Source organism: Acidovorax sp. KPB24-07, from assembly GCF_057543315.1.
On sequence record NZ_BAAJYS010000007.1, the window covers coordinates 1 to 26145 of the forward strand.

General features: G+C 58.3%; 19 protein-coding genes and 3 pseudogenes. 13 read left to right on the forward strand and 9 right to left on the reverse strand.

What is annotated here, in order from left to right:
- Window positions 1-72 precede the first annotated feature (72 nt).
- Window positions 73-495: pseudogene (locus tag AC27IQ_RS02110) on the reverse strand (ATP-binding protein); the annotation flags it as partial.
- A gap of 98 nt (window positions 496-593) precedes the next feature.
- On the opposite strand from AC27IQ_RS02110, the gene AC27IQ_RS02115 reads away from it, so the two are divergent.
- The 5 genes from AC27IQ_RS02115 to AC27IQ_RS02135 all read left to right on the forward strand — a co-directional run bounded on the left by AC27IQ_RS02115 (window position 594) and on the right by AC27IQ_RS02135 (window position 6600).
- A complete protein-coding gene (locus tag AC27IQ_RS02115) occupies window positions 594-1313 on the forward strand; it encodes a TnsA endonuclease N-terminal domain-containing protein (protein ID WP_487087867.1) in 720 nt (239 codons plus the stop codon).
- A 1-nt stretch (window position 1314) separates the two neighbouring features.
- Window positions 1315-3249 (forward strand): transposase, encoded by a 1935-nt coding sequence (locus AC27IQ_RS02120; RefSeq protein WP_487087869.1) that lies wholly within the window; start codon window positions 1315-1317, stop codon window positions 3247-3249.
- Window positions 3246-4163: a TniB family NTP-binding protein gene (locus tag AC27IQ_RS02125; protein WP_487087871.1), complete on the forward strand. Its 918-nt coding sequence runs from the start codon at window positions 3246-3248 to the stop codon at window positions 4161-4163. Before AC27IQ_RS02120 ends, AC27IQ_RS02125 begins: the two co-directional genes overlap by 4 nt.
- Window positions 4160-5143, forward strand: coding sequence for a TniQ family protein (locus AC27IQ_RS02130; protein WP_487087873.1), 984 nt, complete (start codon window positions 4160-4162; stop codon window positions 5141-5143). Before AC27IQ_RS02125 ends, AC27IQ_RS02130 begins: the two co-directional genes overlap by 4 nt.
- 653 nt (window positions 5144-5796) lie before the next feature.
- Window positions 5797-6600 (forward strand): hypothetical protein, encoded by an 804-nt coding sequence (locus tag AC27IQ_RS02135; protein WP_487087875.1) that lies wholly within the window; start codon window positions 5797-5799, stop codon window positions 6598-6600.
- A 43-nt stretch (window positions 6601-6643) separates the two neighbouring features.
- On the opposite strand, the gene AC27IQ_RS02140 is transcribed toward AC27IQ_RS02135, so the two are convergent.
- From AC27IQ_RS02140 to AC27IQ_RS02150, 3 genes are all read right to left on the reverse strand, one after another.
- A complete protein-coding gene (locus tag AC27IQ_RS02140) occupies window positions 6644-8476 on the reverse strand; it encodes a hypothetical protein (protein WP_487087877.1) in 1833 nt (610 codons plus the stop codon).
- Between the two features lie 90 nt (window positions 8477-8566).
- A complete protein-coding gene (locus AC27IQ_RS02145) occupies window positions 8567-9016 on the reverse strand; it encodes an HAD domain-containing protein (protein ID WP_487087879.1) in 450 nt (149 codons plus the stop codon).
- Window positions 9017-9679: 663 nt separating this feature from the next.
- Window positions 9680-10021: a hypothetical protein gene (locus tag AC27IQ_RS02150; RefSeq protein ID WP_487087881.1), complete on the reverse strand. Its 342-nt coding sequence runs from the start codon at window positions 10019-10021 to the stop codon at window positions 9680-9682.
- Between the two features lie 775 nt (window positions 10022-10796).
- On the opposite strand from AC27IQ_RS02150, the gene AC27IQ_RS02155 reads away from it, so the two are divergent.
- The 4 genes and pseudogenes from AC27IQ_RS02155 to AC27IQ_RS02170 all read left to right on the forward strand — a co-directional run bounded on the left by AC27IQ_RS02155 (window position 10797) and on the right by AC27IQ_RS02170 (window position 16250).
- A complete protein-coding gene (locus AC27IQ_RS02155) occupies window positions 10797-11447 on the forward strand; it encodes a hypothetical protein (protein WP_487087883.1) in 651 nt (216 codons plus the stop codon).
- A 111-nt stretch (window positions 11448-11558) separates the two neighbouring features.
- Window positions 11559-11696: pseudogene (locus AC27IQ_RS02160) on the forward strand (IS30 family transposase); the annotation flags it as partial.
- Between the two features lie 399 nt (window positions 11697-12095).
- The gene (locus AC27IQ_RS02165; protein ID WP_487087885.1) at window positions 12096-14369 is read left to right on the forward strand and encodes a hypothetical protein; all 2274 of its coding nucleotides are present in this window, start codon (window positions 12096-12098) and stop codon (window positions 14367-14369) included.
- A gap of 18 nt (window positions 14370-14387) precedes the next feature.
- Window positions 14388-16250: a LeoA/HP0731 family dynamin-like GTPase gene (locus AC27IQ_RS02170; RefSeq protein ID WP_487087887.1), complete on the forward strand. Its 1863-nt coding sequence runs from the start codon at window positions 14388-14390 to the stop codon at window positions 16248-16250.
- 225 nt (window positions 16251-16475) lie between these two features.
- Here AC27IQ_RS02170 and AC27IQ_RS02175 read toward each other — a convergent pair whose 3' ends face one another.
- Both AC27IQ_RS02175 and AC27IQ_RS02180 read right to left on the reverse strand, forming a co-directional pair.
- Window positions 16476-18680 (reverse strand): ankyrin repeat domain-containing protein, encoded by a 2205-nt coding sequence (locus AC27IQ_RS02175; RefSeq protein ID WP_487087889.1) that lies wholly within the window; start codon window positions 18678-18680, stop codon window positions 16476-16478.
- 249 nt (window positions 18681-18929) lie between these two features.
- A complete protein-coding gene (locus tag AC27IQ_RS02180) occupies window positions 18930-19094 on the reverse strand; it encodes a hypothetical protein (protein WP_487087891.1) in 165 nt (54 codons plus the stop codon).
- 250 nt (window positions 19095-19344) lie between these two features.
- Between AC27IQ_RS02180 and AC27IQ_RS02185 the strand changes: the two genes are divergently transcribed.
- Window positions 19345-19581 (forward strand): hypothetical protein, encoded by a 237-nt coding sequence (locus AC27IQ_RS02185; RefSeq protein WP_487087893.1) that lies wholly within the window; start codon window positions 19345-19347, stop codon window positions 19579-19581.
- A gap of 334 nt (window positions 19582-19915) precedes the next feature.
- Here AC27IQ_RS02185 and AC27IQ_RS02190 read toward each other — a convergent pair whose 3' ends face one another.
- On the reverse strand, window positions 19916-20119 hold the full coding sequence (locus AC27IQ_RS02190) for a hypothetical protein (protein WP_487087895.1): 204 nt from the start codon (window positions 20117-20119) through the stop codon (window positions 19916-19918).
- A gap of 198 nt (window positions 20120-20317) precedes the next feature.
- Between AC27IQ_RS02190 and AC27IQ_RS02195 the strand changes: the two genes are divergently transcribed.
- From AC27IQ_RS02195 to AC27IQ_RS02205, 3 genes are read left to right on the forward strand one after another with little or no spacing between them, the layout of a single operon-like run.
- Window positions 20318-21226 (forward strand): phosphoribosyltransferase-like protein, encoded by a 909-nt coding sequence (locus AC27IQ_RS02195; protein WP_487087897.1) that lies wholly within the window; start codon window positions 20318-20320, stop codon window positions 21224-21226.
- A 7-nt stretch (window positions 21227-21233) separates the two neighbouring features.
- Entirely contained in the window at window positions 21234-23240 is a 2007-nt protein-coding gene (locus tag AC27IQ_RS02200) for an ORC-CDC6 family AAA ATPase (RefSeq protein WP_487087899.1), read from the forward strand.
- Between the two features lie 9 nt (window positions 23241-23249).
- On the forward strand, window positions 23250-24164 hold the full coding sequence (locus tag AC27IQ_RS02205; protein ID WP_487087901.1) for a hypothetical protein: 915 nt from the start codon (window positions 23250-23252) through the stop codon (window positions 24162-24164).
- Window positions 24165-24172: 8 nt separating this feature from the next.
- Here the strand turns inward: AC27IQ_RS02205 and AC27IQ_RS02210 are convergent, their stop codons facing one another.
- Window positions 24173-25381 carry a hypothetical protein gene (locus AC27IQ_RS02210; protein WP_487087903.1) on the reverse strand — a complete coding sequence of 403 codons (1209 nt, stop codon included), beginning with the start codon at window positions 25379-25381 and terminating at the stop codon, window positions 24173-24175.
- A 477-nt stretch (window positions 25382-25858) separates the two neighbouring features.
- Window positions 25859-26125 (reverse strand): annotated as a pseudogene (locus AC27IQ_RS02215) (integrase core domain-containing protein); the annotation flags it as partial.
- Window positions 26126-26145 lie beyond the last annotated feature (20 nt).

Below are 26145 nucleotides of genomic sequence, written 5' to 3' on the forward strand. Positions count from 1 at the left end.
CAATACAACGACGGCTTTCGCACCAACCTCATCGGCACGCCGCGCCGGGTCGCCGAGCGCATCGTGGCGATCTCGTGCTGGCGCTGCGCGCCCAGGCTGTAGCCCACGCTCGCGCACCGCCGCCGTGGCCTCGCCGGGCGGCGCCTGCAGCAGCTCGCCCGGGGGCAGCGCGGGCACTTCCACATGCAGATCGATGCGGTCCAGCAACGGGCCGCTGAGCTTGCCCTGGTAGCGTGCCACCTGGTCGGGTGTGCAGCGGCAGGTGCGCTGGCCGGAGCCGAGAAAGCCGCAAGGGCAGGGGTTCATCGCGGCCACCAGCTGGAAGCGGGCAGGGTATTCGGCCCGCTGTGCCGCTCGGGCGATGGTGATGCGGCCTGTCTCCAGCGGCTCGCGCAGGGCTTCCAGCGCACTGCGGGCGTACTCCGGAAATTCATCGAGAAAAAGGACGCCATGGTGGGCGAGCGAGATCTCGCCGGGCCGTGGGGGTGAGCCGCTGTCGGGTTTTCTTATTGCTGAGACGCCCCCTATATGATTCAATGACTTGCCAGCGCGACGCTGGCAATTAGTGAGACAAAATTTCTGCATTAGCTGAGATGATAGCTTTGAGTTCTTCAAATAGGCGAGACGGCGTTAAAGCTTCCCGGCCCAGAAGGCCAGTTCGCGACATTCCGATCAACACTAGGCATGTCACGGGGCATGTCAGCTGGCGCGAATCCGAGCCTGTTCCCTATGAGTCACCGCTTGAACGCGACTTCGTTCTTCGCCAGGAGTTCTCGCTCGCGGTGTCCTCCTTGCTGTCCCAGCCTTGCAAGATTCCTTTTGTGACCCACTCTGGGCGCCATGCTGAGTACACGCCGGACTATCTGGTGACCTACGCAGTCTCCGATATCGCGCTCGGATGGGAGCCGCCGCCGTTGCTGGTGGAGGTGAAGTCCAAAAAGGACTGGCAGGAAAACTGGCGCGAGTGGTCACCAAAGTGGAAGGCCGCGCGCCGCTATGCTGCTGAGCACGGGTGGCGATTCAAGATCATGGATGAGGATCGCATCAGGACCTCAGCGCTGGACAACATCGCCTTCTTGAAGGAGTACCGCGATCTGGACGTCGAGCGAGAAGACAGCGACGCCATCGTTGCAGACGTGCGGGACCGCGGTGCAGTGAAGGTGGACTATGTTTTGGCCAAGCACTTCCCCGGGCTCTATCGCGCGCGGGGTATTGCCCACATTTGGCACCTGATCGCCCGCCGGCGTCTGGACTGTGATGTCGGCAGGGATTTGGGCGAAATGACGGAAGTGTGGGTGCCCCATGGCCGCTAACTTGAACGCTGATGAAGAGATGAAATCGGTGTTTGCGCCTTCGCGCCGCCGTATCGAGGTGCAGAGCGGCGCTCTCGTTCAGCATCCTGATGGCGTGTTCCGTATCGACGATGTGCTGGACTTCGACACAGTCACGGCTACGAGCGTGGAATCAGGGCGGATTCAGGTACTGAGAATCGGCGAGCTCCAGTCGATTGAGTCTGCTCCTGACGTGAAGGATGACGTGGACATTGACGCAATCGATGAGGACGACTGGCGCGTCGCCCAAAGCCGATATGCGGCAGTCAAACCGCTTCTGGAGCCTGGGGCTCAGTCCAGGGAAAGCGTAGAGCACAGGGCGAAAGAGCTTGGGATCAGTCCAGCTACGGTTTACCGGTGGTTGCAGCGCTACCGGTCGCTTGATGCGGTTTCTGGGCTGGTTCCGTTCCAGCGAGGGTGGAAGACCGGCAATGGTCGCATCTCGGCCGCTGCTGAAGCGCTGATCAAAGAGGTGATCGAAGGCTTCCATCTGACGCCTGAGCGGCCTACGGCGCAGAAAACGGTCCGGGAAGTTCAGCGGCTTGCGCACGAGCGGGGAATGGAATTGCCCAGCGGAACCGCCGTCAGAGCCCGCATTGAACGGATTCCAGAGTACGAACGGATGCGACGACGTGGCGAGAAGGAGAAGGCAAAGAACAAATTCTCGCCAACGCCAGGGGTATCACCTGACGGCAAGTACCCGCTTTCTCATGTTCAGATCGACCACACGCCGTTTGATGTAATGGTCGTTGATGATGTACATAGGTTGCCCATTGGGAGGCCATGGCTCACGGTCGCGATTGACGAGTTCAGTCGGATGACACTGGGTTACTACATGTCCTTCGACGCGCCTTCGATGACGTCATCTGGCATGTGCCTGGCCCATGCGATCTTGCCCAAAGAGGAGTGGCTGATGCTTCATGGCATCGAGGCTCAGTGGCCGGTTTGGGGCAGGCCCAAGGTGGTAAAGAGCGATAACGGATCTGACTTCAAGTCGGGTAGCTTCAAGAAGTCTTGCGCTCTTCATGGAATCGACCTTGCGGTCAGACCGAAGGGCTCGCCGCACTATGGCGGACATATCGAGCGGCTCCAGGGTACCCTGCTCAAGGAGTTGCACGACCTTCCTGGGTCGACATTCTCTTCGGTGGCCCACAAGGGCGAATACGACTCCGAAGGCCTGGCCGTGATGACCAAGTCGGAGCTCGAAAAGCAGATCCTCATGCTGATCTGCAATGAGTACCACCGGCGCAAGCATTCGGCGCTGGGCATGCCTCCCTTGCGCAAGTGGGAGATCGGGATTTTTGGGGGAGCAGGACAACCTCCCCGTGGTATGCCTGCCAGGCCCGCAGACCGCATGACGGTGTATCTGGACTTTCTGCCAATCTTCGAGCGCACGATCCAGGCGGACGGAGTCAGTTTGGACAACATCCGCTACTACGCCGACGTTCTGCGGCTTTGGATTGGCGCCAAAGGTCCGGAGACGGGCGAGGCTCGCAAGCATATTTTCAGGCGGGATCCACGGGACATCAGCTGCCTGTGGTTCTACGACCCCGAGACCAAACACTACTCAAAGATTCCGATGGCCGACCAAGATGCGCCCGCGTGCAGCATCTGGGAGTACACGAAGGCGAAGGAGGAAATCAAAAAGGCAGGATTTGATCCCTCGGATCAAAAGGCCGTATTTCAGTCGATCGGCAAGCGGCGTGCCATGGTCCAGGACAGCGCGCAGAAGACCAAGCAGGCCAGGCGTGAAGCCCAGCGAAGGGCCGACCACGCGAAGGCCGTGAACCCTGCCGACCCGCTCGCCTCACAGCGGCGCGCACTCGCAAAAGATGCGCCACCCAAACCACCTCTGGCCAAGCTGACGCCTCCATCGGGCCTTGCGACTTCGGTTTCAGCGACGGATGACATCGCATGACAGCCGCTAATGCGCCGCCTTCGCCAAAGAAGTACCACCACGTGCATGAGCAGTTCCGCTATGCGTGCGAGCTGTCCGATGCGCAGCGCATCGCATTTCTTGACGAGCCGCGCTGGGTTGGGTACTCCCATGCAAAGTTCGTCATGGACACGCTGGTCGGCTTGATGAACAAGCCCAAGCGCCCCCGCATGCCCAACCTGCTTCTAGTTGGTGACTCGAACAACGGCAAGACCACCATCATCCGCCGTTTTGAAAAGTTGTGTGGCACCGGCTATGTTGATGAAGAGTCTGAGGCAGTGCGTCCGATCGTGATTGCGGAATCACCGCCTGGTGCCGACGAGAAGGGTCTGTACATCTCGATCCTGAGCCAGTTCTGGTCACCCGTTAGAGCAAACGCTACCGCAACGGTCTTGCGCCACGAAGCGATCAACAAGCTCAGGCGCTGCAAAGCCAAGGTGCTGATCATTGAGGAACTGCATTCGCTTCTGATTGGGCCGGCCGTGAAGCAGCGGCTGCTGATGAATGCCATCAAGATGCTGTGCAATGAGTTGTGCATTCCTGTGGTCGGTGTCGGAACTCGGGATGCAGTCCGGGTGCTCCATACCGATCCGCAGCATGCGAGTCGCTTCGATGTGATCTCTCTCCCGAAATGGCAGTTGAACAAGGACTTCCAGACGCTCGTGGCGGGCTTCGAGTCCGTGCTTCCGCTGAAGCGCCAGTCCAACCTTGCAGATCCTGAGCTTGCAACGGCGTTGCATACCATTTGCGACGGAAACCTGGGGGACTTGCACCGGCTGCTCATCGAGTGCACGATCAACGCCATCTCGAAGGGTACGGAGCAGATCACGATGGACATCGTGCAGTCCAACCAGTGGCTGAAGCCGACCAAAGGGCATAGGGAGCTGGGGGAATGACTCGCACGGATTTTCGGCCAGGTCCGTGTGATCATGAACTGCTGACCTCGTGGCTTGCAAGGGTGGCCGTGCACAGCGGTTGTGAGCCGCTGGTTCTTACTGGGGCCATCTGGCCTGGGTGGCGTATCTGGACAGTAGACGCGGACAGGCAAATCAGCCCTGAGCATGCCCAGGTCGCCGCCTTGTGGTTCAAATTGCCTGTGGAAGCGGTTTGCGCCTGCACACTGACAGCCGTGGGCGAGAAATTGCATGGAAACGTGGACGCAAGTCGACCTCTGTGGCCTTGGATCGTTGCTCAGGGAAGTCGCAATCGCCTCAGGCGAGCGGGCTTGCCCTTCTGCCCCAAGTGCCTTGCGGACGACATCCAGCCCTACTACCGCTTGGAGTGGCGACTTGCCTGGATGGTAGGGTGCGAGCGCCATGGTGTGCGCCTCATGGACCGTTGTGATCGCTGCCATGCGATCTGCGAGCCGCATCGCAGTACGGCAGCGACCGGCGATCTCGCCCACTGCGTTGAATGCGGTTTCGATCTTCGCGGCTCCAGGTGCGAGCCCGTGGACGACCAGGCGTTGAGCTTGCAGATGCGCGCGAACGAGATATTCGCTGCGGGAGCGGCGGTCTGGGGGTGCGATCAGGTTTCGCGGATGGAATGGTTCCAGCGTGCCAGGAGTCTGCTCGCAAAGGACCTATGCCAGGTTGATGCCCAAAGGGCCACAGCGATGGGATATCGCCAGATCGGACTATGGTTCGAGCTGCAGGGACCGATGGAGCGCGAAGCCAGGCTTAAGGTCTTGGCGGGCATTTTGAGCGGTGAAGCTATGCCTGCGGTTCGTCCTGCTGGCTTTCGTCCTACCCCACGTTCCGCACAATCGCCGCAGTTGAGGAAACCGCGCGCCAGGCGACCCCGAAATTCCCCACTGGCCAGAGAGCGGGTGCAAGAGGCTTGGGCACGTTGGCTGCGTAGGAATCGCTTGTGGTGAATACCTTAGAGCCATTGGCCCAGTGCTGTGATGAGTGCGGTCGTGACATCTCGAAGGCCCATCGCGTTGAAGGCGGGAGAAAGTACTGCATCACCTGCTACGCACGGTGCTTCAAACGCCGGCTTTGTTCGGGATGTGGGATGTTCAGCCGCCTTCTTGCGAGTGCGAGTGATCCTAAATGCCGCAGTTGTATGGCCAGTGCTCCCTGTATCAGGTGTGCGAGGGCTGGACGCGAGCTCGGAATGGTCACCGAGGCTGGGCCAGTTTGCAATTCTTGCTACCCGTACTTCAGGGAGTCAGTGACATGCACTCAGTGCCATCAGGCTACACAACGGCCGCAGCACGTCGAGTCTGATGAGGGCAAGAAGCTCGTCTGCCAACGCTGTGCGACAGCCCACCACCGAACCTGCTCGCTTTGCCGACGCCATCGTCTTTGCAATGATCGACCCGACGGCACACGGGTTTGCAAAAAGTGCGATGAGCTGGGAACGACGAAGTGCGAGGCTTGTGCCTCCCCAATGGCCGCGGGGCGTGGTAGCCGTTGCGAAGATTGCTACTGGAAGGCGCGAGGTGAAGCGGTAGGGGCGCAGCTGTGCGAACTGTTGTCGAGTGCCAGAGTTCGCGAGGAGTTTCAGCGATATGTCAGCTGGGCGATGGCAGAGATTGATCTGCCGCGCCTTGTTCGATCGCTTCCCCGGCACGTGAAATTCTTCGAGTTGCTGGAGCAGCAGGCCGGCAACGATCCATGGAGTGCACCCTTGATGCTGCGGGTGTTTGGCACCGCTGGCCTCAGAAAATTCGAGCTACCGGTTCGTTGGATGCACGCCAGTAGTGCGCTGGAGATCAATGCGCAGGAGAAGGAGGCCGCAGCCGAGCTGGGAAGGTCTCAAGCACTCGTTGCAATCGCGCCGCCAGAGACTGTCGCGCGCCGGCTGCTGGACGAGTTCTATACCGACCTTCACGCCAAGGTGCGTGCGGGCAAGATGAAACCCAAATCGATGCGGTTGTCACTTCGTCCTGCCGTGTCGCTGTTGGAGCGCGCAGATGCGGGTTGGCAGCGGACACCAGATCAGGCGGCCGTGGCGGAACTCCTGGACGCGACGCCTGGCCAGCGGGCTGCACTCTCGACGTTTCTCGGGTTTTTGAAGGTCAAGCACGGCATAGAACTGAGCGCCTCAGTGATAGGCCGCCGTCGACGCTCCGGGAAGCGTGAAGCGCTTGGAAAGCAACTTGCTGCTCTTGCGAAAGAGCAGCCGCGTCCTTCAGACTTCGAAAGCCGCTGGCTTCACACCGCACTGGCCTATTTCCACGAGCGATCGAGCACTCAGGCCAGGAGTCTCCTGAAAGAAGGGTCGTTGACGGAAGCTGATTTCGGCTACGAACTGGTCGTTGAGGACGCCAAGTACTGGTTGCCGAAGCCACCAAGTGCGTCCACAGGTGTGCAAGCGGTCGAGTGAATCCGAACCGGCTGTTCGTGCGCAACCCAGTCGCCGTGCCTTGTTAACCGTTTGGATTTCGTTTCCTTTTTGCCTGGGCATTTTCTTTACTGCGCTTGGGAAACGTGATGTCCAACTTACTTAGTGCCTTGGCTGCCGTCGACTGACCAATTACTTCGTCGGAGTTGGAGAAGGATCTTCGGTAGACTTGGCCATTGAGCGAGGGCAAGTTTGCAAGTGCTGTTTTCATAATCCCCTCGGCTTCAGCGATCTGAAAAAGCACCTCTGGAATCCAGTCGGCTGGAGATTTCCCGGCGGGGGCCTTTATAGCCAGACCGCAATACGGCTCCTCTTTAGCGTCCTTGTCAGAGTCCTTGGACATGATGCGTCGCTGCACCTCGAACAAGTAGCCGTGGACCAGAGGTGAACCGACCTCGACTACCAAGCAGCCGCGTGGCTTTGTCGGCTCGTCGGTGTGCATGTACACCCACTTCGTCGCGCGCGCACTGAGCGATTTCCCGCCTTCGACATCCTCTGGAAATCCTAAGCTCAGCAGCTTAAGTTCCTGGTTGGCACTCGGAGAAGTGGTGCCCTTGAAGCTAAACCAACCCAGCACGGTCAGAATCTCGGGGTGTTGCGATTGAAGATGTTGCAGCCCATTCCAAAGGTCACGCAGCGCGCTCTTCGGTTCCAGTTCAATGTCGGAGACGAAGCGCGCAAGGCCAACTCCCTTCCCTGAACCCCCTGCCTCACCAGGTGCACCCACTTCAGCTGCTTGCGCAGCGGGGCCAGGAGACCCGCGCGATACCGATTTGTCTGTGGTGAGCTTCGTGACTGGTGCGGCCTCCAGTATCCGAATGGAGGGGTCGGCGATCACAAGCATCTCGTTGCCATGTTGCGGCGTGAGATCGTCGCCGATTGGCGTTATTTCGTCCTCTCCGAACTCTCGCGTGTTCCGCTGAGGGTGTGGCTTGCCGGAATGGTCCTTGTTGCCAACTTTAGGAAACTCACTGCGCAAGATGTGGATGCTGGGCTTCAATGGAACCGTATATCCAGTGATGCGCAGTCCCAGAAACGACCCTGGCGAGATCTCCAGCCCCTCTACCTCGATCTGTGCAGGACCTGTAAACCATGGGCCAATGGTCGGGAACGCAAAATGATTCCCGGAACTTGGAGACCCCAGCTCATTCTCGATCTCAGCGCGAATACCGCGTACCTTTCGCCGTGTGAAGCCGTCGTATCTCAGGTGCGACAGAAGATGGGCATCGGGATCGGTAGCAAACCACGGCAAGTCGACCACGCGAAACCCTGACATGTGCGTCACGGGCTCATCCAGTCGCAAGCGGTGTACCACTTCGTCCCACCCGTACGTGGTCAAGACCCGATTGATCTCTTGATCGCGTCCATAGCACCGCAGGAACTCAAGACAGGGAATGAGGAGCGTGCCTTGGTGGTGGTTGAGTGTTAGAAGCTTGCTGCGGTCTCTGGCTCCGAATCTAAGCGGGTACACATCTTGAGGGATTAGCTCACCCCCTGTTCCATTTCGGTGCATCGCGCTGCTTCGTGCATGGGTCCAGTGTTCCTCCCGGAAGTTCACGTTGAACAGCTGCTTGGTGTAATGGACCTGAACCCTTGAGCGCTTGTTCTCCCACACAGAGCCCATTCGCAGTTGTCCAAGGCTTGTGAGGGCTACCGTGTTCGAAAAGAAGTTGCCAAGCATACCGTCGTCGTGCAGTTGCCGGAACCACACGACGACCCGAGGGACATGGTTCTTATGCATCGACCGGCAAATGGCGCCGTACCACCACAAGACAAATCGCTTGTCGGCGTCGAGTTTGAGTGTTTTGAGTTCGATCTGTTTCGGCGATCGTGCCAGTTGGACGGGAGAGGTGGTCACCTGGTGAAGCTGAAAGTCATTGCATTGGCACGCCAAGCATTGTGCATTGATCGGCACATCCTCTGCGCACCGCCCAGGGCTTCGACACTGCTACAACCTGTTCAGGTGAATGATGAGTTCCTCCGCCATCGTGGCAGTCAGGCCGGTCTTGCCGTTTACTAGGAACAAGGATCGGTTGAAGGGACGATAAAGCCATGGCCGATCATCGACAGCCAGCCAAGGGAACACCGAACGATCATTTATACGAAGCCAAGCATTGCACTCAGCTTCACGCTCATAGCCCAGTAGAGAACTGGGAACGTCTTCCAATTCACAGAACTGCGGTGTCGCACCAATCACCCGATACGTCAAATCCGGGGAAAAATGGGCCCTCAGGTTATCGACCGAAAATTGCAGACGCCATGTGCTGGTGATCACGACCTCGCAGTCGGGCACACTGCGCAGCACCTGCTCAAGGTTGGGGAGACACGTGAAGTGCTTGGATTCGTGACAGAACTCCGGGTGAAGGACTCCATCGAAATCCAGAAAAAGCGTTCGCATACCACCATCCATCAGTATCTGCTAAGACGTGGTCATGTGTATTCCAGCAGTTTTGTTCAGGCCAACTGTGTTGGAAACTTTGAAGTCCCGAGCTATCGGCCATGAAAAAAAGCCGTTTGACGAATCTTTCTGCCCTTGGGCGCGTGTCGCTTGGCGTCATCACTCAAAGCAGCGAAGTACGCCGAACTTAGCGGCCCATCTTCTTTTTCATAGCCGCCAAGGGTTCTTGTGGCGGTCGTACAGGAGCATTGAGCGATTGCGATTGTTCGGAGGTCTCGCAAGACACTCTTGCATATACGTCATCTGCAACTTCCCCTGGCCGCTTACCTTGCGCTGGACGAGTGAGGATTTGGATGCGGAGTCTTCTTGGAAATGCATATGCTCATCCTGAGCTGAGACAGCGTTTTCAACGGGATGCCAAGCCTACTGGATTGCAAGTTTGCCCTAGAGGTCGAAAAGACGCTGGCTCCCGTCGCTTCATGTGAGGAGTATGTTCGGAATACGCAGCAACGAACAGCGAAAACCAGGAAGGCTTGCAGCGCAAGCATTGACAAGTTAACTGTCGTTTTTGCGAAAAACGACAGTTAACTTGCTTCGACCCACGGCTCCGTCGTCGCAGTGACTATCCTGACGCTCAGGCAGCCGATCAACAGTGGATGGCTGCTACAACTGAATCTCAGCCACCAATGGGCAGTGGTCCGAAACAGCGAGCAGGGGATCGGGTCGATTGGCCGTTGGCGGTAGCGAACCACCAAAGACCCCAAGCCCGATCTTGCTCGTGCTGGACACTGCGGTTGCCAGGCTCTGCGACACGAGGATGTGATCCAGGCCGACTGGATTCCGGCACCCAAGGCCCGCCCTTCCGCTGAGGAGCTTTTGCTGCTCGGCGGTGGGTATGCCCGTCTTGGAGGCTTCGCAAGCAGCTTCAAGCTCCACAGAGCCAGGGCACTTGGGCATGAGCAGCACGGCCTTGGACGACACCGGCTGACCATCGTTGATTTTCAAGAGCAGGTTGCGGGTGCGAACCCCTGTCGCCAGTGTTGTTGTGAGATCAGTGGCCTGATCACTTCGAACCGGCCCGGCACCGGAAACTTGGTTCAGTTTGTGTGCCAGATTGCGGTTTGTAGGTTCTCATTGATTTTGCAGATATTCTCATTGCTTGCAAACCGTGTGGCCGCAGGCTGAGCGAGATGTAAGACGCACTATTACGGACATGCCAAATGACAGAGAAAGTGCAAAACTTGCTAAGTTAGTGCAAAAGTAGTGTCAGAGAAAATGAAAAAGCGCTCACCTGGAGTAATGCCGGTCAGTTAAACCTTGAGCAGTCGGAAAATCGTCCGCCAGAAACACAAAAGGAGCGCATTTTGCGCTCCTTTTTCATGGTTTGCCGGGTGCAAATTGTTAACTGACTGATATTGCTCATTTGGAGCGCTTTTTTTATTGCGGAGGCAGTCGTCACACTCAGATCAATAGATTCTTGATTTTTGAAGCCGCGCGAGCAATGGAGGGCTATTTTAGGCTGGTTGCGGACGCTAGCATCGTCCGCGCGCATGGCTACTGTTGGCCAATAGCGGAGCGATTGCAGACCCTTGGGTGCGACTGATGCCGTATTGCACGCTGCTGTAACATTGACGCATGACCCCAGAACCGAGGCAAGATCTCGCACGCGATGCGGTAATTTTTGGTGATTTATGCAATCTGACTAAGCTGAAGGAAATTCAGAGGCCGACTGAAGACTACGTGCGAGTGCATGCGGCTTCTGTCAGACGACTTTTGCTTGATGGGGAGCTTCCAGCGGCGGTGGGCCGTAGACAGCTTCCACTCCTCTTTCACCCCGCCGATTCCAACCCTCTGGTCAGAGCGGCTCGGAACAACCGCGCCGCGGCGTTCTTTTTTGTTGGGTGTCGAAGTTTTCGGCATCCAGCTTGCAGGTATGGTAATCCACATGGGAACCCAAAGATTGGGGGAAAGCTTCAATCCTGAAGCCCGTGTCCCTCTGAAGCTTGATTCCTTTCTAAAGCAGGCAGTTGCGATGAGCCCACCGCTCATCCCGACGCGCTCTGTAACCTCACCAAGAGCGCTGAACCCAGCAGTGCTGCTGACGCGACATGACATTCTGTTGTATGTCGCCAATAAGCTCGGAGGTGTTCACTACGATCCAATACCGAAAGGGCACCTTTCTGAAGAGAAGCTAAGGGGTTTGGGGCGCGTGAGACGTGTGATTCACATAGGGCTTTCAGAGGGAACTCCAACCATCGGCTTCGACCCGAGTACTTTCGAAGAAGACCAATCGTCGACATTCGCCTATGCGCCAGAAAAGATCGATGCTGTGTACCTTGAGTTCATTGCAACGATCGAGTTGATTCTGAATAGCCCGGAAGTAGGCGCATTGCGTGCAGCTATCGCTCAAGATCTTGGCGTTACCCCTTAGTGAGACTGTCTCAAACTGTCATTCCAGCCTTGTTACCAACATCTGGTTTTGGCGGATTCAACCGCTCGTTGCAACACGCTAATCACCGCATAGGCGGCAGGAGTGTTGCATATGAAGCAGCGACCCAGAATCTACTATTCGAATGGCCAGAAGGCGCTGAGGTGGGAGCGATGGAAACAAGGCTGGACCTTGCATGAGATCGGCAAGCTCTTTGATCGAGCCCGCTCGTCGATCCATCGGATCCTTGCGAATGAAAGGCCGCGCAAGACGCTCGGTTATACACACCCGCTGAGATGTTCAGCGAATGTGTGTTGCACCGACCGGTTGAATCCGCCAGAAACATTAAGATACATGGCGGCAACACCCATTGGAGAATCTTTATGTCAAGTCAAGAAACTCCCCATCGTTCAACAACAAGAGCCGGCTTCCCAAAGAATACCGCTCATCTGACGGCGACACGCCAGATCTGCATTGGCTATCGGTGCGAAGCCTTAGATACATCTTCATTGCCCCACCAATATCTGCAATTCCCCAGCCGTTCACTTGTATCCATGCGGCATGACGCCATCGCAGGTCGAATGCAGGGCTGCAGCGACGACTCGCTCCCGGATCGTCGAATATCCAATCAGCAACTTTCAACAGGTACGCATGTCCAAAACCAACAAGACCGATCAGGTCTATGACCAAGTGACGGCGCTGGTCGATCAGTCGCTTGAAGCGGTGCTCAAGAAAGGCTCGACGACAAATGCCAATCAGGATATAGAAAATGCCATCGCCAACTCCAGAATCTTGCTGGAACAGATGCGCGATCGGACCAACGAGGACATCCGCGAATTGCGCGAGCTGTCCGAATGGGACGCGTTCACCATCGCGTTCTACGGTGAGACGAACGCTGGAAAATCCACCCTTATCGAGACACTACGCATTTTGCTGGGGGACAGTGAAAAACTCGCCACACAGCAGAAATTCAAGGATTTGGCTATGGATCTGCGCGTGGATCCCGAGAGCCTTGCGTTGCTCGAGTTAAGCATTCAGAAGTTGCAGGCTCAACTCGCGGACAGCCAGCGACTTGCCAACCAGCTCACGCAGCAGTTGAAGAGTGAGGAGGAGGAGCAAGAGGTTGGCCTCGACGTGCTAAGGGCCACCATCGAGCACAAGCGAAAGAGCCAGAACTTTTGGCAGAAGCTGATGCGGATCTTCAAGAAGCTGGATGAGGAGAAGGCTCTGCCAGAGCAGGAGCTGGCGCTCGTGCAGCTCAAGGCAGGAAACCAGGCCAGACTGGAAACCATCGCCGCCGAGCCCATCAAGATCCAGGCCGAGCTGGCGGCCAAGACAGGCGAAAAAGCCAACGTTGAAAGCGCGTTCGCACGGCTGGCTCCTCTGCAGGATGGATGCATCATCGGCAACGGGCGCTCAGATTTCACACTCCAGTCGCATGCCTACCACTTCGTGGCGGGAGGCCAGCAGTTCCAATTGATCGACGTGCCTGGCATCGAAGGTGATGAGAAGCAGGTGATGAGCGCTATCAACTCGTCCGTCAAGAAGGCCCACGCGGTGTTCTACGTGACGCGCAACGCCACCCCGCCCGGCTCCGGCAGCGAGGGACAGGAGGGCACCATTGACAAGATCAGACGCCAGCTGGGCAAGCAGACCGAAGTCTGGGCAATCTTCAACAAGAGCGCGACCAACCCACAGGTTCTGCAAGGCCAGACCTTGATCAACCAGAACGATGCCGTCGGTCTGGCCGACATGGACAAATCCTTGACCGCTTCGCTAGGCACCGAGACCTATAAGGGACATGTCTGCGTCAGCAGCATGCCGGCCTTTCTGGCGGCTGCCACCTGTCTGGTCCCCAACAACCCTCATGTCAGAAGCCGTGAAAAGTTCCTCGCATCAATGGGACGCGATGAAATTCTCCAGCGCAGCGGCATGCATGCCTTCCTCGAGTTCCTGCGTTCGGAGCTGTGCCAGAACTTTCAGACCAAGATCCGCGATGCCAATGTAAAGAAGATTCGCAGTTGCCTGCAAGACGGCATCAGTCACCTACATCAGGTGCGAGACAACTTCGCCAATGCTGCACAGAAGCTGGATGTGCAGCAGAAATCTGCCTCATCTCAGATCGATGGACTGCTGTCCGGGACGTCGCAGAAGCTCAAGAACGAATGCCATGACGAGCTGAGCGGCAAGAAGTCCGCCATGCGCAGGGCCATCTACGACTACATCGAAAGCGACCAGAGCAATGACGATTTCAAAGCGTACCTGATTGGCGAGATCGACGCACTCAAGATCAGCGTCGGCCGGGATTTGGAGGCACGCTTCGCGAAGGTGTTCAAGTCGTTCACCGATGAGGCTGAAGCCATCATCCAGAAGAATCAGAAGAACGTCAGCGAGATCCTGCACTACACGATCAATGACCCGTTCTCATCGCTCAAACTGGACTTCAACACCGACTTCAAGATGAGCAATGGCATCAACGTCGTGGGACTGATCTCGACGCTAGGCGGAGCTGCAGCGCTGGTCTGGGCATCATTCCTTGCGTCTAACCCAGTGGGTTGGACCACTGCGGCAGTGATCGGTGCGGTCGGTCTCGTGTTCAGTCTCTATAAGGCCGTTCGCAGCTTCTTCAGCAGCGACTACAAGAAGGAGCAGCAGCGCAAGTCCGCTGACGAGAATATTGAGAAGGTGTTCGAGAAGCTCACGGAAATGCTGGACGGCAATCTCGAATCGGCCAGCGCCAAGATCAATGAGGCCCTGCTCTCGACCAAGACCCAGATGCGCATTCCCTACGAGCAGAGTCTCAACACCAAAGTGGCGCTGGAGGAAATTGCCGCCAAGATGGCTACGCTGCGGGACAAGCTCGTCCCCAAGCCGGTCTCCGCAGCCCCTGCAGCCACGCCGGCCACAGAAGCCGCAGCCGCCTGAATACTGGAGCAACGTCACATGACCAGCGCAATTCATTCATTCGAACTGCAAAAGCAGCAAGCCCTTGGAATCCTGTCCAAACTCAGCACGTTCGTGCAGGAGGGAAGCAGTCTGGGCATCCATGTCCATCCAGATCTCGTGATGAAGCTGGAGAAATCGGTGCGGGAAGCAACGGAGCAGAAGCTCAAAGTCGCTCTGATCGGTGGCTTCTCCGAAGGCAAGACATCGATCGCCGCCGCCTGGCTGGAGGAACTGGATCGCAAGAGCATGAACATCAGCCAGGCGGAGTCGTCCAGCGAAGTCCAGATCTATGAATACAAGGATCAGTTGCAGATCATCGACACACCCGGGCTGTTCGGCTTCAAGGAAAAGACCAACGCCACGAGCCAGGAAATCGAGAAATACAAAGACATCACCAAGCACTACGTGAGCGAAGCTCACCTCGTGCTGTATGTGATGAATTCAGCCAACCCAATCAAGGAAAGTCACACGGAAGACCTGAAATGGCTGTTCCGCACGCTCAACTTGCTGCCTCGCACCGTGTTCGTTCTCAGCCGCTTCGACGACGTTGCAGACGTGGCGGAGGATGCGGATTTTCAGGATAAATTCCTCGTCAAGAAGAACTCGGTGACCAAGCGGCTGAATGACGTATTGGAGCTGACTCCGCAGGAGCAGAGCGATCTTTCCGTTGTCGCTGTCTCGGCCAATCCCTTCGACAAGGGCGTCGACCACTGGTTGCGCAATCTTGCCGAGTTCCGCAACCTCTCGCGCATCGGCGTGCTTCAAAGCGCGACCCAGCAGAAGATTGAGCGCAATGGGGGACTGGTCTCGCTGGCGAACGAAACCCAGAAATCCATCATCGTCGACCTCATCACCCAACAGCTTCCGGCCGCCAAGGAAGCATATGCCTTGCTGGCGGATGAAGCGCGGCGGATCACCGAGATCAAGCAAAGTCAGGCCCAAGAACTGCAGAAAGTCCACGGCAACATCGCACAGGCTCAGACGCGACTACGTGGTCGCCTGTTGCGCTACTTCGAGGATCTGCAACTGCAGACCCGGAAAGTCGGACTACCCACCTTCGATGACTTCATGCACCGCGAGATTGGAAATGAAGGTTGCCTGGTGCAGCAGCGTATCCAGGAAATATTCAGCGAGGAAATCGGCAGCATCAACACGGATCTGTACCGCATACAGATGAACGTCAACAACGAGTTGAAGCACTACGACGACGTGTTGAACGCCATGAGCAAAAAGGGCGTCAAGTTCCTCTCACAGCCGGGTTTCATCACCAAAGACAATGTCCTGCTGGCTCGCGACGGACTGAATGCCGCCACGAAAATGGTGGGACTGGACATCAGCAAGTACCTCAAGTTCAAACCTTGGGGCGCCACCAAGCTGGCGAACAACCTCGGCAGCGCGGTGGCCATTCTGGGTGTCGCGCTCAAGGTGTGGGACAGCTACAAGGAACAGGAGCGTCAGGCACAGTTTTCCAAGGTGATCGAGAGCATGATTTCCAACTTCCAGACCCAGTCCAAAGAAGTGGTTCAGCTGATCGACGCACCAGACTTTGCCGACCAGTTCTTCCCAACCTTCGTGACTCTCAAGCAGCAACTCAGCTCCATTGACCGAGAGATGGGCGCGCTGCATGAACGCCAGGTGCGGTTCAAGAAGTGGTACGACGACGGCACCGCCATCGACGCTGAGTTTCGCGAGTTCAACAGTCACGGCGGAAATCATCAGGCAGCCTGGGAAAGCGTACCGGAGATTGTGATCGATACCAAGCCGATCATTGAAACCATCACGCCAAAGGCTACACCCGCAAAGCCTCAAGCCGAGACTGAACCGGCGAAGGCATCGCTCTGGTCCAGATTGTTCTCGTGATCTCAACGGGTCTTCCGCAAGGCGTTGGGCGAACTGTATGCTTTCATCGAGCTTGATTCTCTCGCGCCCTCGCGTGAGCCGACTCGCGGCGCTATGAACGTGGCGGGACTTTGCCCGTTCCCCAGCCTTGCTCGCCGCTAGCGGCCTACTATCAGAAAGGGATGGCAAGGCATGGACTGCACGCTTGAACAAGAAGCCCGGTGTTCCTGAGCGCTGGGTGCGCACTCAGCTCGCCATCCGTTGCAGGTAGCCCATGACCTTCCAGGCCCCGAAGGACCTGGAGATGTCCCAGCAGTTATGGCCTTCTGCATCAGGCTGCTGTGGATCGCCTCCATGCCTGCACATCAAGTCGAACAGTTCGGGCAGATCGTCTTCCGCGGCCAGCATGAGCGGAGTGCGGCCGCGCGTAGGATAAGAGTGCGAAGCATTGGGTTGAGCGCCGGCTTCGAGCAGCAGTGCGGCGATGGCCATCAGTGAGGCTGCAGAGTGTCGGCGAGCGTGCTGCTGCACCAAGTGCTTGGCAATGGCCGCGCTCGCACCGGGAGTAGACTGCAGACAGCTCGTATCGGCGCCAAACGTGCCAGCTATGCCGACGCCGAAGCGCCGCAAAGTGTCTTGCATCACGAGATCGGGCGCCTGCAACGATCTGGCTTTCAGCATAGCGATGGCCCGCTGGGGCCGTTGTACCATGGACATTCTGGAGCACAGGTAGTAGAGGGGTGACAGGCCGTCTGTCAGCGCGCGCTGTTCCGGTTTCGCGCCCATAACTAGCAAGGCCTTAATCACATCGGGTGCACCATAGTCTATGGCGCACATCAGTGGCGTGAGACGCTTGCGCTGCGTCACTGCATTAAGCGTGTCAGGCAGGTGCGGCTGCGCGAGGAGCAGATCGAGCGCCGCCCGGTCTCCGGTTGTCTCCGCATGTTGCAAGGCGCACAGCAGGGCCGACGCGCCTGAGCTGTCAAGTACGTCCACCGCCGCGCCAGCTTGCAGCAGAGCGCTGACCTCGGCCGTCCTGCCGAAGGAGGCGAACATCCGCAACTGGGGCCAGCGCCGCACAGAGCCATTCCCATAATTCACAGCCCGGACCCGGTTCGGGCTCTTGAGGTCGGGCTGCAAACGGGCGACGGTCTCTGCAGAGATGTGCATCCAACCCATGGCAGCTACTTTGCTCCAGTCAGAGGAAGCCTCGGAGAAACGGCCGGGTCGAGGAAACAGTAGCGGCAACTGCCGCGCGAACTCTTCGATCTCCCATACCTCCAGCACCGCAGCGCCGCGTTGCTTTTGGAACATGCCCAGAGCGATGCTCACGTGCTTCAGCTGTTTTAGAAAGACTTTCTTCTCTAGGAACGCCGCAATGCAGCTTGCTTCCTGAATCAGGTCCTTGATCTGGTGACCGGCCCGGTAGCAGGCCAGCCTAAAAGCCTCTTCGTAGTGCGGTAGCGCTTCCTGATACTCCCCTGTGAGCACATGCCATCGGCCTCGCATCCAGGGGTAGTGGTACGCCGTGCAGCCTTGCGAGTCGTCGAGGCCGGCCTGCGCCTGCAGGGCTTCGATGGCCTGCCACGTGCGGGCCCAATCCCCGGGGTGCTTGGCCGTCGTGCGTTGCAGTTCACTCCAAAGACGCCGGCCGGCTAAGGCGAGCGTCGGCCAAGTGATCGCCACCTGGGCTACTGCGTATTGCAGCCGCGACCGCACTGTGACGCCGTCTGGGCGGCTGCAGTCCAAGTGCTGAGCTACTTTCGCTTTGAAGTCCATGCCTTCTATGCGCTTGATGCGCCTCAACGCAGCTGCCAGCAGAATCCAAAGGGCAACCGTTATGGCTTTGCCCTTCATGCTTGGCAGGTTTTCCAGCCGCTGGCGTAGCAGCTTGATGCTCTGCGTCGACGGCGTGTCGGCCCCGGTTCGCCACTTTCTGAGCTTTTCCTGTTCCACCCGGTCAGGTCCGGTACTTTGGGGATAGAGCACATTCTCGAACCCAGGGCCCAACAGCCCGTCAAGCCATTGGAAAGTGACTTCCATCGGACATTGATCGGCAGATGTCAGCTGCCCTAGCTCTGGCCCGGGCAGATCGCTATGGGCGCGTCGCAGCAGGTCCGCTACCGCCGGTGCGAAAAAGGTATCGACCAGGATCGGCAGGGCTCCGGCGCGGTCCAGCGCGTCGAGGGGAACATCCAGCACTAGGGCGGTGTAGTCACCCCTTACGGAGCTCAGCCAGGGTATAAAAATCCGCGGCACGGCATCGCCGATCACACCGGCTAGGCCCTGGACCAGGAGTTCATCTACCACGGCATCCAAGCGTTCCCAGTCGAAATCGCCCTCGCGCGCCAGACGGCCAACGTCGCTACCGGTCTTCTTAATGTCGAGCGCGCCGGCCACTATGGCGATGCATTCCCCAAACCGGGGATAGGGAGGCAGGTTCTCGCTCATGAACAAAACGTCGCGGTAAGTTGGCGAACGTCCCGCTGGAAGTTCAGACAGGCACGCCGATCACTGGGCGTTCCGGGAATCGGCATCTTTCTGCCATTAGGTGCGATGAGCCTCGCGTGCTTCTTGCCAGGCATGATCTGCCAACCTTCCTTCAGAAGGGACCGCACGGTGGCGGAAATATCTTTGTTGTTGCTATATCGCATGGTGGATGGGGGAGAGCGCCCCCGAGGGGCGATCTCCGTTTTCACATTACTGGATGCTGTTGACCTTGCTGTAGCGTGCCGCCGCGCGCTGCACGCGGGAAGCGAAATCACCTGCCTTGACTTGGCCGCCCTGGCGCTTGGCCTCAGCGGAATGGATACGGGCCGCAGCGTCGGGCGTCATGGGCTTGGGTTGGGGGGAGTGCTTGGACATAGAAGTTCCTTTCCGTTGAACGTTGCGCGGATTGGCAACACCCGGAAGGGTAGGGAGAGGCGTTCCCAGCGTCTGCCGCGCGACCGCTCAGAAAAAACTAGTTTGTGTGTGGTCTGTACAGCGTGAGTGACCTGCCCCCTGCCAGCCGTACCAAGCTGAAGTCAGTGAAGTCCGTCAGCAGACCAAGCGTGAAGACCAAGAAGCTCGATATGAAAAGGAAAGGGCGGCGCGGGCAGGACTGGAGAAGATGATGAAGGCGGAGCAGATCCAGCTAGATATCCCCGTCGCCATTAGAGACGAAAGCAAAAAGGTCTGGTTGCCCAAACTAGGCTTGGCCAGCGATGTTGACCAGATACTGCAGCATAAGTATATGAAGCGGGCAGCAAAGCGCTTTCTGGCCCATGGTCTGAATGTGCGTGAAGTGCTGACCTCAGCTTGGAATGCTCGGGCAGGGGGGTATCAATCTGCAGGAGTGGTTTACCGCTAGGAAACTCGCTCATGCCGATGAGGCGAAAAACTTGAAAGAGGTTTTGGGATTGGCGTGGCTTGCCTGGCGGCAGAGACTATGCAGCCAGTTTGGCCAATGCCTCACGCTTGCCCAATTTAAGGACTCCGCGGATTCGTTCTAACTGAGCTGTGTGGGGAATCGCCTTGCCTTTTTCCCACTTCCACACGGAGAGGGCAGAAGCATCAAGCAGGGTCGCCATGTCCCGTTGTGTGATGCCCAGCGACTCACGTTTGGCGGTTAAGACCTCTGGCTGGAAGGTGAACTTGCGACCACCGCCTCCAGCCTTCGACGCAACTTGAGCCTCTGCCGGGACTTAACTCGGAGCAGATATCGTTCGCTGCTGAGCCTTGTGCAACGCCTTCACTTGACCGATGAGGGTTTTGAGGTCTTTTTTAAGGCCCGCGATGTCGCTGCGCTGACTGGCATTGGTCTTGCGCAATATCATGAGTTCGTCCTTGACCTCTTTGCGCACCATGCGCACAACTTCCTGCTTGAATGCGACTGCGAAGGCTGTCATCCGAATTTTCCTGTGTTGGAGAAATGGATTCCCCATTATCAGTTTGAACGACTAGGACTATCGAGTATGTATGGGGAGATACGTCGTAGACTAGTCTGAAAATCTAAAAATTTGAATATTTCGTGCCGAGCTGCATTTGCGCCAGACCAGTGCCTGATGCAACTGCGGCCCAGACTTGGCCGCAGTGGAGGAGGATGAATGACGTTTCATGTGCCCGAGGCACACATCGGTCTGTTCGAAGAAGTCGAGCGGCGCTTTCGGCTGCTGCTGTCCAAGAACATCGTCACCGGCATCACGGAGACCCAGTTCGACATGTGGCTCTCCAACCTGTTGACCGAGGAAGACCAGTACCTGGGAGCGCGGCTCCTGGAGAACCTATCCTTCCGCTCCGAGCAGATGGTCGGCAGCGCTATCGACCACATCCTGCAGTGCATCCTGCCCTGTGAGCTGCGTCGCCGAGGCATGCCAATCCCCAGCGTCGACGAGTTCATCGCATCGCTGGAACGCGGCGGCAAAAGTCACCCCGTGCGGTTCGTCGAGATCGACGACCCCAAGGGCGAAAAGCCCGGCAAGAGTGGTGCCGTGCTGATGCGCGAGTTGCACCGCCTCGGCGGCGTCAACACATCGCTGACCTGCTTATCTAGCGCCATCACCAAGCAGCCTGCCGGCGTGAAATGCTTGGTCTTCATCGACGACATGCTGGGCACCGGCACCCAGATGGAAACCTATTCGACTGTCCACCAGCTAAAGGCGATCTCGCAGAAGCACCACCTGATCTATTGCCCGCTGGCTGCCTTCGAGTCGGGGTTGGCGCACCTGGCCAAGGAATGCCCCTGGCTGCAGGTCTGCCCGGTCGAGGTGTTCGGTGAATCGCACCGCTTCTTCAGGAGTGACTCCGAGCAGCCGCTGATCTGGGCTATCGACAAGGTCAACGCCGTGGCCGACGTGCGCGCCCACATGGAAAGCCTATGCCAGCGGGGCGGCATCCGCTCGCCCGCCGCCTTTGCCCTGGAATTGCTGGTGGGTTTCCACCATGCGACGCCGAACAACACGTTGCCGATCATGCACGTGTCCTCGCCCACGTGGCACAACCTTTTGACCCGCTGAATCCGAGATGACCGCGATCGCCGATCCCTTCCTGAATAACCGGGCGGATTACCTCTCGCCCGCCTCGCTGTTCTCACAGTTCATCGTTCCGCCGTTTTTCCAGCGAATCAACATCTTTGCTGGCCAAGGCTCGGTGCGGATATTGGGTGGTCGCGGCTGCGGCAAGACGATGTTCATCCGCTACTTCAGCCACGGCTCCTCGTTCGACACGAACCGCGACGACATTTCCGAATCTGAGCTGAAGACTGTTGGGCTGTACCTGCGCCCCGACACCGGCTTCTGCGGTCTCATGATTCCCGAATGGTTGGGACCGCACCAAGCCAAGCTGGCGTTCTCCCACTATGTGGCGCTCAACCTGCTGAAAGACGCCTGCCAGTCGCTGGCTTCGATCGGTTCGGCACGGTTTGCCAATGGCCCGATCGCCGTTGGCGACCCCTTGCTCAGCCCGGCACTCGCCAAGCAGCTCGGGTTAACTGACCGGCACGTCAGCGCGCTGGAGGCTGAGCTTGACCTCAAGCTCGTGGAACTGGAATCCTGGGTCAGCAATCCCAAACACAGCCCAGTCCCGTCCTTTGTTTCTTTCGCATCCGTGCTGCCGCGATTCGCCCAGGATGTGGCTGCGTCTTCTCCCCAGCTTGCCGAATTTGCCTTCCGGGCCTTCATCGACGAGTTTGAAAACCTGCAGAGCGAGCACAGGGAGGTAGTGTGCGACGCGATCAAGCACCCCAGCCCCCGCTTGGTCGTACACATCGCGCACAAGAAGCAGGCTGTGGTCGACTTCAAGACCAGCAGCGAGGAGCGCGTCGTTGAAGGCCATGACTTGCGCACCATCGACCTAGAAGAAGAGCTGTCCTGGGAGGGCGAGTTCGAGTTGCTCGCTGCCGAGCTGTTCCTGTTGCGGGTTACTCAGGGTGGGGGTAAGTTTGATTGCCCGTTGTTCCAGCCCGGTCTGCTGCACGATCAACGCCACCTTGTCCACCGGATGTCCAAGCCTTACCGCGACCAAGTGCTGCGCTGCGTCCGGGAAATCCTGCCCAGCCCCAGCGCGGCCAGCATTTCCCGCGAGGTCATCGAGGATCCGCCGCTGCGACGCCGGCTGCGCGAGATGATCCAGAAGGGGCTGGTGCTGCAGGGGCTGGACAAGAAGGTAAACCCCGACGATCTCATCAGCTCAGCACACCCTCAGGCCAGCATCGTCATGGGAGCCCTGTTAAACCGGCGTAGCCAGATTGATAAGGATCTGCTGTCCCAATACCACGCAGCCGTTGCCAATCCCAGCGACAGCGACCCCTTCTTTAAGGTCGGCGGCTGGATCGACAACAATCTGCACGGTTGTCTCTTTCATCTCTACGCGGGCCTTCCGCGCCGACCAAACATCAACTACGCGGGGTTCGACCGGTTCTGCATGATGGCCGACCCCAATTTGCGCTTTTTCCAGTCGCTGTGTCACGCCACGCTCTCGATTGCCTACAAGCGTCAGAGCGGCACTGAGGTCTCGGGGCAACTGAGGGTCGACGTTGAGACCCAAGCGAGTGCGGCCAAGCAGGTGTCAGACAAGCTGTTCCAAGACATCCTGCAACTCGGCTCCTATGGCAGCAAGCTACTGGAGATCACGGGGCGACTCGGCCGTATCTTCGAGGCGTTCAACCGTCGACGCAGCCAGAGTGAGCCGGAGGTCAACCACTTCTCCATCGACAACGCCGACCGGGCCAATCTGTCCAGCCAAGCCGAGCTGCTATTGCGCGAAGCCAAGATCTGGTCGGTGCTCTACGAGGCGAAGGACACCAAGAACAAGGCGGACTACGATATTGCCCAGACCGACCTGATCCTGAACCCGATCTACGCCCCTCACTTCAGCATCAGTTATCGCAAGCGTCGCAAGGTCACCCTGCGCGCGCCGCATGCCGACATCCTGCTGTGCCAGTCTACGGCCCAGTACGAGGTTGTGCTCAAGCAGCTTGTTGACCCGGCCGACCAAGATCCCGCCGGCGACGACCCCATGACCCTGTTCTGAGGCTGCCGCATGAAATTCATCAGACAGGATGTGGTAAGCGAACTGGAGGCTGGCCAAGTTGGCAAGTTCGACGTCGGCTTTTATGGGCGAGACGATCTGGACGACCGTAGCCGACATTCAGCGGCGCTGACGCGCGCGGCCGCTCAGAAAAGCTACAGGGTTCGCTACGACCCCTCCAAGTTCAGCTTGACGGTGGGGGATGAAGTGTTCCGGGTAGACGACCTCGAGGACCTGTTCCGCAAGTTCCGCGCGCGGTCGCTCGTGATCGATGCGACGACCATGGAATTCCCCGAGATCCTCTATGTGCTGAGCGCCTACCGCATGCAGCATGACCGCCCTCGGTGCGGCTTCTTCTATGTCGAGCCCACGGGCTACAAGCAGCGCGCCCCGAACATGTCGGTAGTGCCGGGTAACGCCTTCGACCTCAGCGAGAAGTTTCTGGGCAACCTGCAACTGCCGCCCTTTACCCGGCTGCTCAGCAGCTCCAACAAGGCTCACCTCGTGGCCTTCCTGGGCTTCGAGGGCGATCGCCTTATGCGCGTGCTCGATGCTGACGATGGTTATTTCTATGAAAAGGTGAGCATCGTGTTCGGCGTACCGCCGTTCCAACCAAGCTGGGACCTGCACGCGCTGATGGCCAACTCCAGTCTGCTTGAGCGCCAAAACACAACGGTGCTGTATTGCGGGGCCAACAACCCGCGTGCGGCCTACATGTTGCTCAGGGATGCCCACGCCGGTATGGCGTCGGGTCGCACCAACCGCCTCTTCGTCGCCCCCTTTGGCACAAAGCCAATGGCTCTGGGCGCGGCACTGTTCCGGCTTGATCACGACATCCTGTCACCGATCTTCGACCACCCTGTACGCAAGCCCGAGCGCACCTTCGGGGTTCATCGCCGCCACTGGTACGAAATCGACTCGCTCTGAACGCTTGCCTACTGGCGGGCGGGGACGGGCATTTCCATCAGCGACGCGACGGTAATGTGCTTGGCACACGACCCCTTGGCGGCGGCCTGACGCCAGTTGGTACCTGCTTCGCTCAGCACCCAGTCAGCCACTTGGGTGTGGTGGCGCGCCGGTACACGCAGTCGGTACACGGCCTCGGTGTAGTGCCGCTGGCCCTTGACGACCAAGGCCTGGCGGTCCATGACACGGGTGCCGACGCGTGGCAGCAGGATATCGCTGGCCGTCGCCGACTGGAAGCCGTGATCGGGGCCGCGAGCAAAGCGCACCTCAGTACCTTGCTGCGGGAAGTCTGAGGTGTGGAACGACTCTATGCCCAATTTGTCGAATTGTGCGCGCGTGCGGCTACCGCGCACCACCGTTGCGCCCAACTCCTCCAGCGTGCGGCAGCCGGACTGGCTGCGAAGGGCTACGCTGAGCGCATGGAACTCGTGAAACGCAAAATCCAGTCGTTGGATCGCCTGCTCAGCGCTGATCCACCGCTCGGCCACCACATGAAGGTCCTCACCGGCCATCTTACCCAAGCGAACGTTCTTGAGGCGGGTCGCTCCAAAACGCGCCACCAGCAGGAAAGACTGCACCTCCGCCTTTTTGTCAAAGACGTCCGCAGGCAGTTCGTGGCACTCGACCTCGCTTGCTGCGAGCATCAGCGTCTGGCGGAATGCCTTAAGCCTGGCGTCCTCCGCAATGGGAGCTCCAACGATGAACGCCGCTTCACCTGGTCGTTTCAGTCGTGCGAGTGATTCAAGAACGAAGTACAGGTCCAGTTGCACCCAATTCGCAATCTGCGGGATTCCAGGGCAGAGCTCGGCAATTCGTGACTGGGCGTTGCGGCTCAGGGCCTGCATGCCGTAAGGGGGGTTGCCGGTAACCCGGGAAAACTGCTGCTCGTCCAGAAGCCCTGCAAGACCGGTGGGTGAAAGCACATCGCCCTGCACAAAGGTGGCGCGAACATCACTTGGGCTGCCTTGCAGTAATCGCTTGTCCAACTCGACGCCCACAAAAGAGCTCGGGTTGCACGTGTCTAGACACGCTTGGGCAATTCGGCCGTTGCCCGAACCAAGCTCTAACCAAGCACCCCCCTGACCTGACAGCAAACCCACCAGCCGGCGCGCGAGCGTCGGTGGGGTCATGACCTGCGCGCGTCGGGTCTTGTTGGATCGGGTCAGGCGGTAGCGCATGTGTGCCGTTTTGGTTTAGGCCGGTAGGCTGGCCCTTGAGCCCTCATTTCATTAACGCTATGATATGCCGCTATGCCAAGAATAGCAACCCAGCCAGGCATCGAAGTCGTGCAAGCTCGCACACTTCTGGCCGCCTATCTGGCGCGCCCCGGTAACACTGAAATGGGCCTATCCAGAATATCGGGCGTACCTCAATACACCATTTCAAAATTCCTGACTGGCCGAATTAAATCATTAACCCCTCACGTCAGGCTCGCTCTCCAGTATGCAAATATTGGCATAGGCTCAGGTATCAGCAGGCTGACCGCCGACCCTCGGATCCAACGAGCACTGGGGAGTGCTTGGGACGGAACGGATCAGGGCGTGACATTGCTGGCCAGCGCGATAGACGCGTTGGCTCCTGTCATTCGGGGTGCTCGCCCCAAATGAACAGGTGAAACGCTGAACTGATGTTGCCCCCGTATTCCCGGCCCCGTCCTATTCGCAATAAAGCGCCTGATCCACCGATGGCTCCAGTCGCACGCGGGCGGCCTGCTGGCGCCTGAACTCACGAGGTGAATGCATTTTCAGCGACGAATGCGGGTGCACCTCGTTGAAGTGCTCGAAGGCCGCTGGTAGCTGTGCCAGCACCGTCCGAGCGTCTCGCAGGTTCATGCGGGCCACGTAGTCTCGTTTGAAGGTGTTGACGAAGCTCTCGGCGATGCCATTGCTCTGCGGGCTGCAGACCGGCGTGTGGATGGGTTGCCTTGATGGCGAGCGCTGTC